12 protein-coding genes, 1 tRNA gene and 1 pseudogene are annotated in these 15,833 nt (G+C 39.8%); 3 read left to right on the top strand and 11 right to left on the bottom strand.

Annotated features, from left to right (window positions below):
- Positions 1-228: 228 nt before the first annotated feature.
- Positions 229-2,406, top strand: a complete 2,178-nt coding sequence (locus HMJ38_RS03860; protein WP_194973056.1) for a DUF5916 domain-containing protein — start codon at positions 229-231, stop codon at positions 2,404-2,406.
- A gap of 457 nt (positions 2,407-2,863) precedes the next feature.
- On the opposite strand, the gene HMJ38_RS03855 is transcribed toward HMJ38_RS03860, so the two are convergent.
- Complete coding sequence (locus HMJ38_RS03855; RefSeq protein ID WP_194973055.1) at positions 2,864-4,432, bottom strand: M81 family metallopeptidase; 1,569 nt, start codon at positions 4,430-4,432, stop codon at positions 2,864-2,866.
- A gap of 389 nt (positions 4,433-4,821) precedes the next feature.
- Between HMJ38_RS03855 and HMJ38_RS03850 the strand changes: the two genes are divergently transcribed.
- Positions 4,822-4,906, top strand: a tRNA-Ser gene (locus tag HMJ38_RS03850).
- A 370-nt stretch (positions 4,907-5,276) separates the two neighbouring features.
- Positions 5,277-6,494, top strand: coding sequence for a site-specific integrase (locus HMJ38_RS03845; protein WP_194973054.1), 1,218 nt, complete (start codon positions 5,277-5,279; stop codon positions 6,492-6,494).
- Between the two features lie 489 nt (positions 6,495-6,983).
- Here the strand turns inward: HMJ38_RS03845 and HMJ38_RS03840 are convergent, their stop codons facing one another.
- The 10 genes and pseudogenes from HMJ38_RS03840 to HMJ38_RS03795 form a co-directional block, all read right to left on the bottom strand.
- Positions 6,984-7,961 carry a CNNM domain-containing protein gene (locus tag HMJ38_RS03840; protein WP_194973053.1) on the bottom strand — a complete coding sequence of 326 codons (978 nt, stop codon included), beginning with the start codon at positions 7,959-7,961 and terminating at the stop codon, positions 6,984-6,986.
- A 25-nt stretch (positions 7,962-7,986) separates the two neighbouring features.
- Positions 7,987-8,952, bottom strand: a complete 966-nt coding sequence (locus tag HMJ38_RS03835; protein WP_228779874.1) for a hypothetical protein — start codon at positions 8,950-8,952, stop codon at positions 7,987-7,989.
- Positions 8,953-9,061: 109 nt separating this feature from the next.
- Positions 9,062-10,735 carry a sodium-dependent transporter gene (locus HMJ38_RS03830; RefSeq protein ID WP_194973052.1) on the bottom strand — a complete coding sequence of 558 codons (1,674 nt, stop codon included), beginning with the start codon at positions 10,733-10,735 and terminating at the stop codon, positions 9,062-9,064.
- A gap of 103 nt (positions 10,736-10,838) precedes the next feature.
- Positions 10,839-11,213, bottom strand: a complete 375-nt coding sequence (locus HMJ38_RS03825; RefSeq protein ID WP_194973051.1) for a hypothetical protein — start codon at positions 11,211-11,213, stop codon at positions 10,839-10,841.
- Between the two features lie 493 nt (positions 11,214-11,706).
- Positions 11,707-12,057, bottom strand: coding sequence for a hypothetical protein (locus HMJ38_RS03820; protein WP_194973050.1), 351 nt, complete (start codon positions 12,055-12,057; stop codon positions 11,707-11,709).
- A gap of 4 nt (positions 12,058-12,061) precedes the next feature.
- Positions 12,062-12,307 (bottom strand): hypothetical protein, encoded by a 246-nt coding sequence (locus HMJ38_RS03815; protein ID WP_194973049.1) that lies wholly within the window; start codon positions 12,305-12,307, stop codon positions 12,062-12,064.
- Positions 12,308-12,518: 211 nt separating this feature from the next.
- A pseudogene (locus tag HMJ38_RS03810) lies at positions 12,519-12,914 on the bottom strand (RHS repeat-associated core domain-containing protein); the annotation flags it as partial.
- A 72-nt stretch (positions 12,915-12,986) separates the two neighbouring features.
- Positions 12,987-13,589, bottom strand: a complete 603-nt coding sequence (locus HMJ38_RS03805; RefSeq protein WP_194973047.1) for a hypothetical protein — start codon at positions 13,587-13,589, stop codon at positions 12,987-12,989.
- A 7-nt stretch (positions 13,590-13,596) separates the two neighbouring features.
- Positions 13,597-14,238 (bottom strand): hypothetical protein, encoded by a 642-nt coding sequence (locus tag HMJ38_RS03800; RefSeq protein ID WP_194973046.1) that lies wholly within the window; start codon positions 14,236-14,238, stop codon positions 13,597-13,599.
- A gap of 5 nt (positions 14,239-14,243) precedes the next feature.
- Positions 14,244-15,812, bottom strand: a complete 1,569-nt coding sequence (locus tag HMJ38_RS03795) for an RHS repeat-associated core domain-containing protein (protein ID WP_228779873.1) — start codon at positions 15,810-15,812, stop codon at positions 14,244-14,246.
- Between the last annotated feature and the right edge of the window lie 21 nt (positions 15,813-15,833).

The raw sequence follows: 15,833 nt of genomic DNA, 5'->3' as shown, positions 1-15,833 counted from the left end.
TTAAAGAGTGCTTCCTGATTCGTGACGGCTAAAACTCTATGTTTTTTTTATTCAGGGGTTATCATAATTACTAGAGTAAAATATGGTCTAAGGTATTGAGATGAATTACTGACTATATTATAATTGAGCCATTCTTAAACTGACTGCAACAGTTGAAAAAAGATTTACTGATTCCGGTAAAAACTTACTTAATTTTATAGCTGCCCAGAAAATTACCCAATCTAAGCTATGAAGAAAATCAGTCTACTGATTCTTTTGTTGATCTCTTTTAAGGAGTTTTCATTTTCCCAAAAAATTAATTCATCCTATCGGCTGAATATTGAAAAAACAGCTGAACCCATGATTATAGACGGAGTCATGGATGAACTGACTTGGGAAAATGCTGACGTAGCCACTGACTTTTTTATGATAACCCCGATGGATACTAGCTATTCTCAAGTGAGAACTGATGTAAGAATGTCTTATGATGACAAACACATCTACATGATTGTGATCAATTACCACGCAGTGGAAGGCCCCTATATGGTCGAATCTTTGAGAAGGGATTTTAATTTTGGAAAAAACGACAATTTCATATTTTTTATGGATCCATTTGAGGATCAGTTCAATGGATTTTCATTTGGAGCCAATGCCGCAGGTGCCCAATGGGACGGGATCATGTTTGATGGGGGTAGAATTGATTTGAGTTGGGACAATAAATGGGTTTCCAAAGTAAAAAATCACGAGGACAAGTGGGTTTTTGAAGCCGCTATTCCATTTAAATCCATACGATACAAACCGGGTATCAAGGAATGGGGAATCAATTTCAGTAGAATGGACTTAAAGACAACGGAGAAATCAGGTTGGGCGCCCGTTCCAAGGCAATTCCCTTCAGCTTCTCTTGCCTATACGGGCGTATTGGTTTGGGATGAACCACCACCGCATGCGGGGCCGAATATTTCACTGATTCCATACGGATTGGGCGGAATATCCCAAAATAGAGCTGCTGGTGAACAGGACAATTACAGAAGATCACTAGGATTTGATGCAAAGGTCGGCTTGGGAACAGCCCTGAACCTTGACCTCACGGTCAACCCTGATTTTTCCCAAGTGGAAGTAGATAGACAGATTACCAATCTTGATCGCTTTGAACTCTTTTTCCCTGAAAGACGGCAGTTTTTCCTCGAAAATGGAGACCTCTTTGGCAATTTTGGATATGAAACTGTTAGGCCCTTCTTTTCAAGAAGGATAGGTTTGAACGCCCCCATTCAAGCAGGGGCCCGGCTCAGTGGCAAAATCAACAAAGATTGGCGGGTAGGTGCAATGACGATGCAAACAGGGGCTGTGGAAAAAGACAACCTTGATCCGCAGAATTTTTCTGTTTTCACCTTGCAAAGAAGGGTATTTGCCCGCTCCACCATTGGGGCAATCGTGGTCAACAGACAGGCCGGGTTGTTTGCTCCTTCAATAGATAGTAACAATCCAAGTTTATCAGGTTATGACAGGAATGTGGGTGTGGAATTTAACCTGGCATCTTCCAATAACCTTTGGACCGGAAAAACCTTTATCCTCAAATCTTTTAATCCACTTCAAAAAGGAAATGGAATAGCTTATGCTTCCAATTTACGCTATGTCAGCGGCAACCTTTATTGGAATTGGCAACATGAATATGTTTCTGAGAACTATACCGCAGAAGTGGGATATGTTCCTCGAACAGGGTTTTACAAAGCACATCCTTCGATTGGATACCTGTTTTTTCCAAAGAGCAAGAAAATCCTTAGCCATGGACCTGAGATCAACACCAAATGGTTTTTTGATACCAAAATGAACCAAACAGACAATGAAAGTTATCTTTTGTACAAGATGCGGTTCAGAAGTCAGAGCAACCTTGCTGTATGGGCGGCACATGATTATATCAAATTACTCCAACCCTTTGACCCTACCAATTTCAGTGGAGATACCTTGGCCACAGGGACAGAACATCGGTGGTATTCTTGGGGAAGTGAGTTCACCTCCAAGCCACAGAGCATTTTCACTTATGCCATTTCCTCCCGCATGGGAGGATACTATGCCGAGGGAGAAAGGTACAATGTCAGTGGTGAAGTGGGCTACCGTTTTCAGCCCTATTTCAGTATGACCCTTTCTGCCAATTACAATGAAATCCATCTTCCCGAACCTTGGGGAGTCACTACATTTTGGCTGGTTGGTCCGAGATTGGATCTTACCTTGACCAATACCTTTTTTGTCACTGCCTTTATGCAATACAACGAACAGATCAACAATATCAACCTCAATACCCGTTTGCAATGGCGATTCAAACCCGCCTCCGACATCTTCTTAGTCTTCACCGACAACTACCTCCCCGCACCCTTTTTGGCCAAAGACAGGTCGGTAGTTTTGAAGTTTACTTATTGGTGGAATATTTGAATTTTAGACTTGAGATGTGAGACGTGAGACGTGAGACATTAGACACAAGACGTAAGATTAAAGAAACGAGATGCGAGAGTCGAGATTTTAGAAAGGAGAACAAAGGGACGAGAAACAAGATGAACGATACTTATGGCAATCAGAGCAAGGTTCGATTCTGAAACCTGGATGTGATGTGCTAACCTGAAAACTTGAGATGTGAGACGTGAGATATGAGACAGACCACAGAGGTGGATGAGATTTGAGGCTACGGCGTCATTGCGCCTGCCTGCCTCTGGTAGGAGGAGCACTTCAATTTACCTTTCAATTTAGGAAACCTTTTGTGCGACGTGGCAATCTCTTGGGGAGGAGTGAAATACAATGAATCAAGATGCTAGAAGCTAGAAGAGAGACACTCTTATCGGCTAGGGGTGTGAGTGGGGACACTCACATGGGCATGATCGATGGGCTAGTCAGATCACTTCATAGGAACCAACTTTGCCTTAAGGTCGGGGTCATCCATATCCCTATCGAAAGGAAACATGGGGCGGTTGATGCGTTCGAATTCCAATCTGTCCAAATCCTGATCTACCCCACCTGGAGTCAGAGCCATGATCCAATCTGCCCTGATATCATACAACTCTGGTACCAAATAGCCAATCTTTACCACCAAAATATCTGTTTCTCTTGGATTCAGACCCAAATTGGTAAAATCTGCTTCATAATGATACGGTTTACGCCTTTTGGTCACAATCACAGAAACACTACCTACTTTGACCACCACTTCTGTCTGTGCGTGTTGGTCACCGTGTTCGATGGCAGTGATCGTCCCTTTTAATCGAATCGGGGGAGCATATCGGTCATCCACCATAGCGCCTGCATTACCTTCCACCACAGCCCCTACTCCGGCTTTGACGGCCATTTCCACAAAATCAGGCCCCGGAATAGACGCGTAAATTAATGAAGGCCCCTTCTCTGTTTTGAATTCGGGACGGGAAAGAATTTCATTTAAGGTCCAAGTTACATCCCCCGCCCCACCGGCAGTCGGATTATCTCCCATATCACTGATGATAAACGGTCTCTTATCGCTTGCAATGGCTTTATCCAGACTTTCCTTCAAAGTGGCAGTTGGGGCGATAAAGTCAAACTCCTTCCTTACTTCCCAAAAACTTCTGGCCAAATATTCAGCCCCATCAGTTACTTTTTGTTGATCATCTCCTGTGACCATGACATAGGCTTGGTTTCGTGGCTCATCCGCCCAAGCATACCCAATCCATATTCCTGCATCCACTACCCCATCCTGATTCGCAATCGGGGCAACTTTATCATACAGACTCTTTGCGGGCTCAACCCTCGTACTAGTCTTCTCTCCTGGCAACAAAATAGGTACAGCCACCCAAGCTTTGTAGGCAGGTTTGCCAGTTCCTGATTCCAACCTTTCCAAGAGGTTATCCACCGTACGTTTTTTTGATTCCATAGCATCTTCATGGGGGGCCATCCTATAGCAGGTGATCAAATCTGTGTTTTCGGCTAACCGCCAAGATACACTGCCATGCAGGTCCATAGAGGTGGAAATGATGGTTTCATCACCTATAACCTCTCTGATGCGGGTAATCAGATCTCCTTCCGGATCGTCCAATCCGGTCACACTCATAGCTCCATGAATGTCAAAAAACATCCCATCATAGGGTAGGTTTTCCTTCAGCCTTTCGAGGATTTCATTAACCAAAGCTTCATAGGTTTCCCGAGTGACTGCTCCGCCGGGAATTGCCCTTGCATAAAGGGCAGGGAACCAAGAGGCTCGATTTCTATTGGTTGAATCCGCTGAGAAAAAAGGATAAAGGTTAAATATCTCCTCACCCCTACTGACCCTAAAGGCATCCATTTCACTCACTGCGGGAGAAAAAGTACTGGATTCAATGGCTATCCCTGCAATGGCAATCCGGGGCAATGGATCGGAGTTCCCTTCGGTATTTTCTTTTTGGCTGCATGCAAGCAATAAAATACAGATCAATATAAATGAAAGGAAAGTAGTGGTTTTTGTCATGTTTGTTTGATTTAATAAACCCTTAAAATACAGGATTTTTAGATACAAAATCTAATTACACAATATCAATAAAACACCAAATCCTCAAATTGAAGAATATTTTCAGTCAATACTGATACCTATTGCGACTGGGTATGCCTACTATTAACTGCCCACTATCTGCAACTGCCTACTGCAAACTGCGACTGCCTACTGCCCCCAAACTTCGCACTCCCGGACATCCGACACTTCTCACTATTCTAATTACCTCAAAAAACTTTCAATTCAATATTTCAGGAAATCAATGATTTAAGGCAAATGCAATTATTTTTGGCTGATCTGGATTTGCAAAATCAAAGTTAAGGGCTACATTTGCAATCCGTAATCGAGCGATTCGTTAATTATCAAACAGAGGAGTGGCAGAGTGGTCGATCGCGGCGGTCTTGAAAACCGTTGTACCGTGAGGTACCGGGGGTTCGAATCCCTCCTCCTCTGCGAAAATGGCTTACAAAACGTTCAAATTTGAAGAGTTTTAAATTTTCCATATTTGAACAAAATAAGTCAAAAAATTGAAAAAGTGGTTTTAAAGCGATTTTAAGCACATTTTCCACCAATTTTACATCATTTTATTGATAAAAAGCCTACAGTCCACAAACTGTGGGCTTTTTGTTTTTGGTGTCAAAACCACCAAATTTTTCAAAAATACCCAAAATTCAAAAGCGTCATTCGTGGCGTTCTTTGGTTTCAAAAAAAAGACGCTTTTTAGGTGGTTTAAACTACTGAAAAACAACATGTTCAATAGCTGAACATCTTGTATTGGTTAGCATGTTTTTAGATATTTATTTAACCAATAAAAAACAACATTATGCTGGACAAAAGCTTTGGATTGATGTTTTTTCTAAAAACAACCAAAAACAGTAAGAAATCGGAGAAGTATATCTACGCTAGAGTGACCGTAGATGGTGATTCAAGGGAAATCTCCACTAAAAGGGTTTGTGAGATTCACAAGTGGAATCAAGGTCAGGGAAGAGCAATTGGCAACAAAGAAGAAGTGAGGCAACTGAATGCCTTCTTGGATTCTTTTCAAATGAAGACACTTCAGGCTAAGATAATTTTGATGGACAACAACAAAGATGTAACCGCCGAAAACATCAAAAATATTCTCCTTGGGAAAACTGAGGATCGGAAACAAATATTGGAGGTCTTTCAGGTGCACTATGAACAGCTCGAAGCACTGGTAGGAAAAGGATTCGCTGCAGGGACCCTTCAGCGTTACAGGACATCTTTGGACCATACCAGATCTTTCATTCAATGGAAATTCCAAAAAGATGACATTGAAATCCACCAACTCAATTATGAATTTATTTCAGACTATGAATTCTGGTTGAAAACTGTCAGGAATTGCAGCCACAATACAACTGTAAAATATCTGTCAAATTTTAAGAAGATTGTCCTCTCCTGTGTCAAAAAAGGATGGCTGATCAGGGATCCATTCTTTGGCTATAAAATGGTGAAAAAGGAAGTTGTAAGGGAGGTATTGAGTAATGAAGAATTGAACAGTATCCGAAAAAAAGAATTTAGTATAGAAAGATTATCACAGGTCAGGGATATATTTCTTTTTTGCTGCTATACAGGTCTTGCCTATATAGATGTCAAAAACCTGAAAAAGGAACAGATTAAATTGGGAATAGATGGTGAACAATGGATATTTACCCAAAGGCAAAAAACAGAAACACCAACTAGACTCCCATTACTCCCTCAGGCATTGTCCATTATCCAAAAATATATTGACCATCCATACTGTGAGAATAAAGGATATGCATTACCTGTTTTGAGCAACCAAAAAATGAATTCCTACCTTAAGGAAATCGCCGATATCTGTGGTATCAACAAACAGTTGACCTTTCATATTGCCAGGCACACATTTGCTACCACAATAACATTAGGAAACGGTGTGCCTATCGAAACGGTTTCAAAAATGCTCGGACACAAATCTCTCAAACAGACCCAGCATTATGCAAAAATCCTGGATATCAAGATCAGCAAGGATATGGAGAAACTTAGAATTGTTTTAAAAGGATGAGTTCAAAATTGAAATTTTGATTGGGATCAGATTCATTGAGGAGTAGAATTTAGTTTAGGTTGCGACCATGGGCTCATTTGAATCAAAACACTTCATCAAAATTTTCTTAATCTATCGAAATGTATTTGGATTATCATCAAAAATACAACTACTACCCCATTAATTGGTAGTGAAATCGCAAATTCTATTTGGTAGAAAAGGCGTAGTTGCAAACGCTTAGGGCAAAAGCTAAACTTCACCCAAAGGGGGTATCGCCACGGTGAATCGAATCCCCCACTCTCTGTTCTAAGTCCAAATGTTTATTGTTTGGACTTTTCCATTTCCCTCAAATCCGGTTACTTTTTCTAAATTAATTTTGTAACTCCTGATTTTGATCCATCATAAAACTCTCGTACATGTCAAAGGGTTTCGCCATGACGAATCGAATCTTTCACTCATCTGAATATATTTTGTATCCCCATGCCAGCAAACCTCAAAAAAAGCGCCAGGTCATTCACTATCAAATTCATCTGCAATTTCTCCTACTATTTCTTCCACAATATCCTCTAAGGTCACCAAACCTTTAAATTCTCCATTTTCATTTTCTACAATTGCCAAATGATACCTTTTTGTATTTAGGTCTTTAAGCACTTGGATGATACTTTGAGTACTTTTTACGAATAGAATCGGTCTGATGAATTTTTGTAGGTTACCCAATGATATATTATCCCACTGTAAAGCAATCTCTTTGAAATTCAGATAACCAAATATATCCTGAGGTGAATCCGTCCTGCTTACAGGATATCTTGTATGCAAATGTTTTTCAGCTAAGGCGTAGTAATCATCAATGCCTATGGTCTCCGGAAAATATATGACTTCCGAAAGCGGGAGCATGATTTCATCTATTTTTCTGCTTTTCAGATTTGAGGTTTTGATGATTATATCCTCCTGATCCTTGTTGATAATATTTTCTACCTGAGCTACTTTGGCGATTGTCTGAATGTCTTCTAAAGAATATTTTACGGTTTTATCTTTTTTCTTCAAAATCAATCTATTGAAAAGGTCAGTAAGGTAAATGAGGGGATAAAGTGCCTTAATTGTAATGTCTAAAGGTATGGCAATGTATTTTGATAAATTATCTGAGTTAGAAACACCAATGACTTTTGGAAGAATTTCTGTTCCAAATAGTATGATGACTGTAAACACAACTGAGAATACCCAAATCCATTCGTCTCCATAAATTTCGTCAAAAGCACTTCCTGCAATTGTTGCCCCACCTGTATGGGCAACGGTATTCAAAATCAATATGGCAGCAATTGGCCTGTTAATATTCCCTTTTAGTTTATCAAGAATAATTGCATATTTCAGACCTTTTTGTTTGTCTGTCTCAATCTTCACGCTGTTTAAACTCAATAGTGCTGCTTCTGTCAATGAGCAGAGAAATGAAACCACAATAGCTACTAATGAGCTGATAAGAAAGATGGTCATGTGTTTTTAGTTTTTTCAGGTTGTTTTAATAATTCGAATTAAGATATCCTATAAGGTATGCGATCAAAACACTGACAATAAGACCAACATTAACCTTGTAAAGATCTTTGATGATAATATTTCTTGATTTTTTCATTTCATGCTTGTTCAATCTATAGCTAATCGCCATTTCTCTTCCTGCCAAAATTCCAATAAACACCCATGTGGTACTCATTGGGATATTGCTCAAGTTTGCGAATAGATAGAGAATCAATGCATAAACCAAGTCAATGATTGTTGCAGAACGTATGTGTCTTGTATTGGATTTGGAATTAACAATCTCTTGGATTTTTCCACCCCTTGTCTTGAACAGATATGCCATCAGCCCCAAAATGATGATTAGAGAAAATATCAATTCTTGGGCTCCGAGCTTTCTGGGAAGATATACATAGATGTTTGCAAAATCCTGAATCAGCCATTGTCCCCACAGCAAACCGGTGGATACCCACTGCGCAGCCAACCAAATCCTGTTGTGTGATTTTCCTGTACGCTGAAAACTTTCTTTTGACTCCAGTTTATTGGCAATAAGCAGGTAAAGACCCACTGCAACTACAAATGCCACTCCATAGCCCAGAACGGATTTGATGATCATTTTTTCGATGACCGTTTGGGTTGAAAAGACACTCAGGATGAGAAAGGTGGTACTGACCGGAAATCCCAACCGGGTAAGAATTATCAAAACCACAGGGGGGATTAAGTACCACAAAGCCATTTTTTCAGGTAATGGTATCTGTTCCAGTCTTCCATAAGAAACATCTCCATTGTGCACATACCACCCATAAATCAAAAGCGCAGCTAAAATGATAGAGGCATATAGCCAAAGAATCCACCACTTTTTGTCACTGTTGGAAGTGAGGAAAGTTCCGAGGGTCTGAATGACGTCATTGCCAATCACCGAATAAGCTGCCAGGATAAAAGCAACGATAGGAATTAAGTATTCTATATGCATCATAGATTTTCCTCGTCTTCCAACGGTGTTTTCATGACCTTCCACAAGAAATAGATCGTTGCGCCTGTCACTAAACTTTGGGTAACCAAGAGCACAAGTAAGGGTATAAGGTTCATTTTGTAAATAATTTAGTTCTTCGGGAATTTGCGTAGTAAACCAATAATGCGATGAATAGAAAGAGTGTTACCAACTGGATTCTGGCAAAGTTGGAATAGAATATTTTATCTTCTATGATTTCCCGTTTAAGAGGTGTATTTGACACAGCAAGTTGATTTGTTAATTCAAAATGGGAAAGCTTTCTGATGATGGAGCTGCTATCCAATTGCCATGTATTACCACTCAATAGGTTCTGAATATTGGTTGTCCAATCATTTCCTTGAGGCGTCACCAAAGCTCCGATGAATACCAAGAGAAGCATCAATGGAGTGACATATTTGATGATGAATTTGAATATAATAGGAACATGAATATCTGCCCCTTCCATGATTTCCTGCCAACCTTTGTTGATCCCAAAAACCCATGAAAACAAGATGGACTCCAATAGGGCGAAAATGACCAGGCTGACAGTTCCGCCCCAATAATCGTACTCATCAAAAAAGCCCTGCTGATAAAAAAGAACAGTCGGCAATCCCATAATCAAAGCCAACAACCCAAAAGACCAGGCTCCTCTTTTCATACCCCAACCAAATTCATCTTTCATAAAGCCCATCCAAGGTGTCCCCATGGCGAGTGATGAAGTAATACCTGCAAAAAACAACAATCCAAACCAAAAAACCCCTGAAAATGTAGCCATCACAGTGCCCCATTGCTGAAAGAGAAATGGCATGGTTTGGAATGCCATACCAAAGCCGGCATTTTCCAATACCCAATCCAAACCTAAAAAGCCTGCAGCTATTGGAATGACGATAGCGCTTCCAAGCACTACCTCTACAAATTCATTCATAAAGCCCGCCGAAACGGAATTCAATGCCACATCGTCGTTGGCTTTAAGATATGAGGCGTAGCACTGAATTGTCCCCATTCCTACAGATAGCGTAAAGAAAATCTGCCCGGCAGCTGCCAACCAAACTTTTGGGTTAAGTAGGGAATCATACTGAGGTGTCCATAGAAAATTCAATCCATCCCAGGCACTCGCATCAGGAAACTGTACTGATCGGCCTGATTCTCCCAATGTAAGGGATTTGACAGCCAATATGATACCGAATAGGATTAAAAGTGGCATCCCTATCTTGGCAGCTTTTTCTATACCACCAAGACCTTTGGATAGGATGTAAACATTGAGTATCAAAACTAAAATATAAATAACCACAGGCTCAAATGGAATGCCGGTGGTACTGGAACTGATTGATATGTAGTTATCAAAAAACTGGGCTACTTGAGATTGGGACATTCCTTCAAACGTGCCCATCAGTGAATGAAGGACATAGGACAAACTCCACGACTCTATGTAAGTATAATATGCTACTACGGCAATGTTTGTAAAGATGCCAAACACCCCAATATATTTCCAAATCCTCCCTTTTCCCATTGTGTCGAGAATAAAAGGTGTGCTGTGATTGCCAAATTTTCCCCCAAACCGGCCGGAAGACCATTCAATAAACAAGAGGGGTATGCCCAGGATCAAAAAACAAACAAGATAAGGAATGATAAATGCACCTCCCCCGTTCTGAACTGCCTGAACGGGAAAGCGTAAGAAGTTTCCAAGACCTACAGCATTGCCTGCCATAGCTAGAATCAGGCCTAACCTGGAGCCCCAGGCATCCTTGGCCAAAGTTTTATTTTTCATCAACAAGAAGGTAGAAAATCTAAATAATTACAATGAATGGATTGTTTTTGCATCCCCAGTGCTTGTAGCGGGGAACTTCTGTGCAATGAAGGCTTGGTTAATCTCAGAAAAAGAAAAGAATGTTGTGGAGCTGATCCAGCAGGCTACCAAACTTCGGCTCCCTGTATATTATTGTTACAAAAAATGATTGATAAAAACTTATAGACCTGTAGCCGAAAATACTGCTACTTTCTCCGGTTTGATTTTTGCTTTTTTCTTGGGAAAATAACCCTGATGTACTGTTTTCAGAAACAAAGACATTTTCAAAGTCTAAGTATGACGTACTATGATTTATATCTATTTTTTCAAAAGGTATTTCAGCGGTAAGATCTGTAAAGGATTCAGAAGTTGTGGCAAACCACAATGAAACACCAATAATTGAGACACAAAGTAAACCGTAGGTAAAGACCTGGAATAAATCCAAAAGCTGACGTCTCATGTGTTGAAAATTTCATCAAATGACTGTAAAATTATAACACTTCCCAAATTGTTAAGGATTATTATTTTCAAGTGCTATTTATGGATTAAAAGTGTAGCGAATTTTAATGCACAGAATGGCCAAGAATGGGAAGTTTCGAAATTTTACTAGCCTTTCGCCGCGACGAATCGAATCACCCACTGTCACATCCATGGGAGTATTATGGGCCAATACCAGGCATCTTTTCGCATTCTGCCGAGTCACTGACTGGCCTGGATCCCATTATGTTTATGGTCAGATTGTCTGCTTTCATGGATCCCATCAGAATTCGTCATCGAGGACAAAACCGCCGTAGAACAGCTCAGGCTTATCCAGCAGCTCAAAGAAGAGGACAGGCAGACCATCTTCAAGCTGATAGACAAGATGCTCACCAACAAAAAATTCAAAGACTTTTTCCAGAAAAATGTCGCTGCGCTATAAATGCAAAAAGCCCGGCAAGTCCGGGCTTTTTTAATTATTTGAAGTTCAGGTAAGTCGTCACAAGTATTACCCCCACAGTAATAACTGCATAAATACCTGCTGTCCATAGTGCAACCTTGACAGGATCACTTGCTCCTGCCAAGTTGGTTAAATACCACTTGTTAATGTAGTAAATCAGAAGCAGTAATAAAGCAGCCTCTATTATTAATACTGTTGCTTGTGCGAACGCCAAACTTGTTAGGTCTTCCCTTAGTCCCCCGTTCTTCCATCGAAGGCGATCAGGAATAATGAACCCATTCAGGTATGTATTGGCGTAAAACAAAAAGCCGATGGAAGCTATTTGAAAAACCAGATTGTATATCCCGTATATTATATAACTTATCATTTGCTTATTTGTCTTTGTCCTCTCTGGGGAATGGTCCTGAAGGTTTGGATGTTCGTAGATTGTTAAAATCATCAAGGGAATAAGTCGTTCCTCCCATTGTTACATTTTGAAATACTCCTTTATCATTTATCCCAATTATCAAATCAATTGTAGAAACTTGTTTTTTATCAGCATTAACCAAATTTCCAGCACTTCCAAAAGCTGCTGCACCTCCTAAGAATACACTTGTTTCCAGCTGCGTCCTGAACAAACCCTTCCGTTGCCGGAAATTGTTTACTGAAAAGATCGAACGAAATAGTTACTTGCCCTTTCTCTAAATTCTCTGTTATCGATAAAGCAGAACTAACTTCAATATTAGGAGCTAAGCCCTTAAATGCAGGATTAGAACCCTCAAAATTAGAGGAAAGAGAGGCAGTGGCACTACCAAGTGAATTGGCTCCAAATTCGGGTGTAGAAATACCTCACTTATTTGTAGCAGTTCCGGTATTAATACCATTCCAGTATGTCGGATCACTAGTCGGTGTTCCGCCTGAAAATGTTTGGGCTGTTGGGTCAACTGTAAAGTTTTGCTTTATCCTTGATGATGCACCAGCATTTGTAGAAAATCCTCTGCCATCATCATGGAAACCGGATCCCTTAAATGATCCAGTAGGTGCAAAAGCTCTCACATGGAAAGTATATGGAAATTGCCCATCTGGGTCAATAAACAATATAGGGTTATTCAGACTGAATACATACGGCGACCAGGAAGGTAGAAGATGTGCTTTAGGGTCCACAGTAAACCATCTACCCACAGCCGCATCATACATCCTCGCTCCGTAATCATTCCAGTTCAGCCCCAATACCCCCTCAAACTCCTTACCGTTATACTAGCACTTAGGTCAACGCCCAACTCCTGAGTCAATATCTTAAAGCAGTTGTATTGAAAATTAATTTAATTTAAAGGAATATATAATATCATTCCCTCTTGATTTCCAAATATTTAAATTTTCTTCTGTACAATTAAAAGTAACCATAGCAAGACGCCCTTCTAAGCTTGTGATAAGCATTAAATTATAAATTTTGCTGTCCACCGCCTGGCTTTTAAATTCCATAAGAATACACCTGTTACCGTTTAGTTGAACCAATTCACTTTTAATAAATTCTATGGGAGGCTTATTAATTTGAGCATCCATAGCTTTTTTCACCTCTTGCAAGTTATCTTCTGATGCTACATTTTTTGTATGATTAAGAGCAATATTGATAGTGCCCTCTAGGTTTGTATAAACTTCAGTTGGTTGATGTCCTACATTAGGGTATTTTAAAGCAAGCATTTCAGAATTCATTAATTTAAAATTCTCGGGCACCATCATTGATGCTTTCCCTGACAAAACTGGTTTTTCATTTAATAAAAAATGAAGTTGCTTACTTGAAATAGAAAAAACTTCTTTTTGCATCACTCTTTGTACTTTCTCAGAATTATTATTTGTTGAAGAGGAATTAGAACATTGAAAAAATAAGCTTATGATCAATAAATATTTTAGAAATTGCATGTTTTTTTTAGTTAACAATATTAGATGAATCCAATTTTAAGATAAGCTTTTCGAAATCTTTTAAATAAAACCCATCTGCTAATTGTTCATAATGACTAGTATATACTTTAACAAGATCCGGATAATCAGAACGCTTCGTTAATTTAGCTAAAATAAGTCCTTTAGCACCTTTAAAAATCGCTCCAGTAAGGGATGAATCACTAGGATTTTCATTTAGGACCTTATCAAGAGCTTCAATTGATGAATACCTTTGATAAAATGGTAATGCAACTTTTTTAAATAAATCAGTTAATCCTGAAACTACTTTATTTATCTGATTTTCATTAACTAAGCGAAATCTATATTCTTGTCCGTCATTTATATAATTTTCGACAGATGTGCCTAATGTAGGTGTCCCTTTTTGATATTTTTTTTCAAATCCAGAAACTGTGTGGTAAATTTCTTCTACAAGATTAATTCTTAAGCTTATAGTAGGATTAATTTCCCAACCTTCATCCCTAATTAAAAATAATAGCGAATACTTAAACCAACCATCCTTGCTTTTTTTAACAAATTCGCCTGTAGATTTTATAAGTATATAATCATAATGTATTAATTCTTCATAAAGACCTTTTAATACTTCTGATTTTAGAAATTCTCTTTCTGTCATGTTTATTAATTATTTGGTCTGACTACATCAACTTTTGTAGGTGGTATCTTGGTACCGGCAGGATAACCAAAAGCAGCTCCATTGTTCCCTACAACTGTGCCACCACTTTGCCCAATTGATGGATGGGCAGAATTTTGATTTTTTGTTAATGGAGCTGTAGAAGATGATTTAGCCTCTGTTAATTCTATTTTTCCATCTTTATTTTTACTAATATTATCTACCCTTGTTTTGGTTCCATTATCAGCCTTAATGGTAACTTGTTCAGCAATATCTTTATTTCCTTTTTTTGCTAGATCTCCCGATACTACTTTTTCGAAATCTTTACCTTTTTCAATATTTTTTTGAAGGGTCGCGGCTTTATCAGCAGCCTTTACTGAAGTGATAGCTTTATCGGCATTTTTAGCAAATTTAGCAACAGTTGCGGCAGTTCCCGCAAAAGGTACCATTGCGGCAGCACTCAAAGAAGCGTCTGTATAATTCCCTTCCGCCAAGTATATAACTGCATTTACTCCTTCCGCTACTTCTCCTAATCCAAGTACTAGTCCAACTACATCAAGCGTTGTATGAACTATATCACTTAGACTCCAATCCGGCCACATTCCATCAGGATCAGTAAAGCCTATTGGATTATTGAATGCATAAGTATAAGGGCTCCATCTTCTTCCTTTTTCAGCCAATGGATCCACAACAAACCATCTCCCCACTGCCGCATCATACATCCTCGCCCCGTAATCATTCCAGTTCAGCGCCAATTCCCCTTCAAACTCCTTACCGTTGTAAAGATATTTGTTGGTCAAAGCACCACCTAAAGTAGAAGTATTATAGGACAATCCAAAGGGATAATAATCATCTTTTCTGATCACCGGCCCCTCGGAATGGACCACGGTCAGGTCATCGAAGAAGACATTGAGATCCTCATTGGTCTCATTGGCCACGTACATCATCATAAAGCCGTCTTCCTCTGCCACATGTTCCAGCGTCAGAGTCTCGAAACTCCCTTCCCCCTGTTTGCTTATCTGCCTGAAACCGGATTTTTTGAACTTATAAACATTGTCAAAATACAGGTACTGCAGATAGGCTTTGGGAATTTCATCATTATCGGAAAAAGCCGCGACCTGTCCTGCACCCAATACGCTCTGCAGTTCATTCAAAATACCCAACGCTTCATTAACCGGTGCCGCGACCAATGAAGCCGCAATGATGGAAGCTGCTCCCGGCAGAACATTGGAACCTTTGTATTTGTCAAGGTATTTGGCCTGTACTTCCATCCTTACGGTATCCCCGGCCTTTACCTCCAGGCTCAGGGAAGGTCCCATGACCTTTCCCGCTGCGGCATTCAGCCTGGCACTGTTCTGTCCCCCTTCGGTATGGTTGAAGAGCATTTCGGTATGCCTGGTCTCATCCACATTGTCAAATGCCATGGTTTCAAAAGATGCTTCCTCCGTTTCCATGGTGGCAGAATAGGTGGAAACCCGTTGTACTGTAGTAAAAGTAAGCCTAATAATGAAGCTGACGCTTTCCTGAAAGATGATAAAGAAGACAGGGAAAGCATCATTTTTCAGGTCAATCGTCATTTTGAATTTAAGACCAACCAA

The organism is Aquiflexum lacus (assembly GCF_015476655.1).
In the GTDB taxonomy this organism is placed as follows: Bacteria; Bacteroidota; Bacteroidia; order Cytophagales; family Cyclobacteriaceae; genus Aquiflexum; species Aquiflexum lacus.
The sequence above is the reverse complement of the archived record's forward strand: the minus strand, read 5'-3'. Positions and strand labels throughout refer to the sequence as shown.

Excerpts from the sequence above, each read along its gene's own strand:
- HMJ38_RS03800 (WP_194973046.1), bottom strand. The coding sequence starts at position 14,238 with ATGACAGAAAGAGAATTTCTAAAATCAGAAGTATTAAAAGGTCTTTAT.
- HMJ38_RS03795 (WP_228779873.1), bottom strand. The coding sequence starts at position 15,812 with ATGACGATTGACCTGAAAAATGATGCTTTCCCTGTCTTCTTTATCATC.
- HMJ38_RS03855 (WP_194973055.1), bottom strand. The coding sequence starts at position 4,432 with ATGACAAAAACCACTACTTTCCTTTCATTTATATTGATCTGTATTTTA.
- HMJ38_RS03820 (WP_194973050.1), bottom strand. The coding sequence starts at position 12,057 with ATGATAAGTTATATAATATACGGGATATACAATCTGGTTTTTCAAATA.
- HMJ38_RS03860 (WP_194973056.1), top strand. The coding sequence starts at position 229 with ATGAAGAAAATCAGTCTACTGATTCTTTTGTTGATCTCTTTTAAGGAG.
- HMJ38_RS03835 (WP_228779874.1), bottom strand. The coding sequence starts at position 8,952 with ATGATGCATATAGAATACTTAATTCCTATCGTTGCTTTTATCCTGGCA.
- HMJ38_RS03845 (WP_194973054.1), top strand. The coding sequence starts at position 5,277 with ATGCTGGACAAAAGCTTTGGATTGATGTTTTTTCTAAAAACAACCAAA.
- HMJ38_RS03825 (WP_194973051.1), bottom strand. The coding sequence starts at position 11,213 with ATGAGACGTCAGCTTTTGGATTTATTCCAGGTCTTTACCTACGGTTTA.
- HMJ38_RS03840 (WP_194973053.1), bottom strand. The coding sequence starts at position 7,961 with ATGACCATCTTTCTTATCAGCTCATTAGTAGCTATTGTGGTTTCATTT.
- HMJ38_RS03830 (WP_194973052.1), bottom strand. The coding sequence starts at position 10,735 with ATGAAAAATAAAACTTTGGCCAAGGATGCCTGGGGCTCCAGGTTAGGC.
- HMJ38_RS03805 (WP_194973047.1), bottom strand. The coding sequence starts at position 13,589 with ATGCAATTTCTAAAATATTTATTGATCATAAGCTTATTTTTTCAATGT.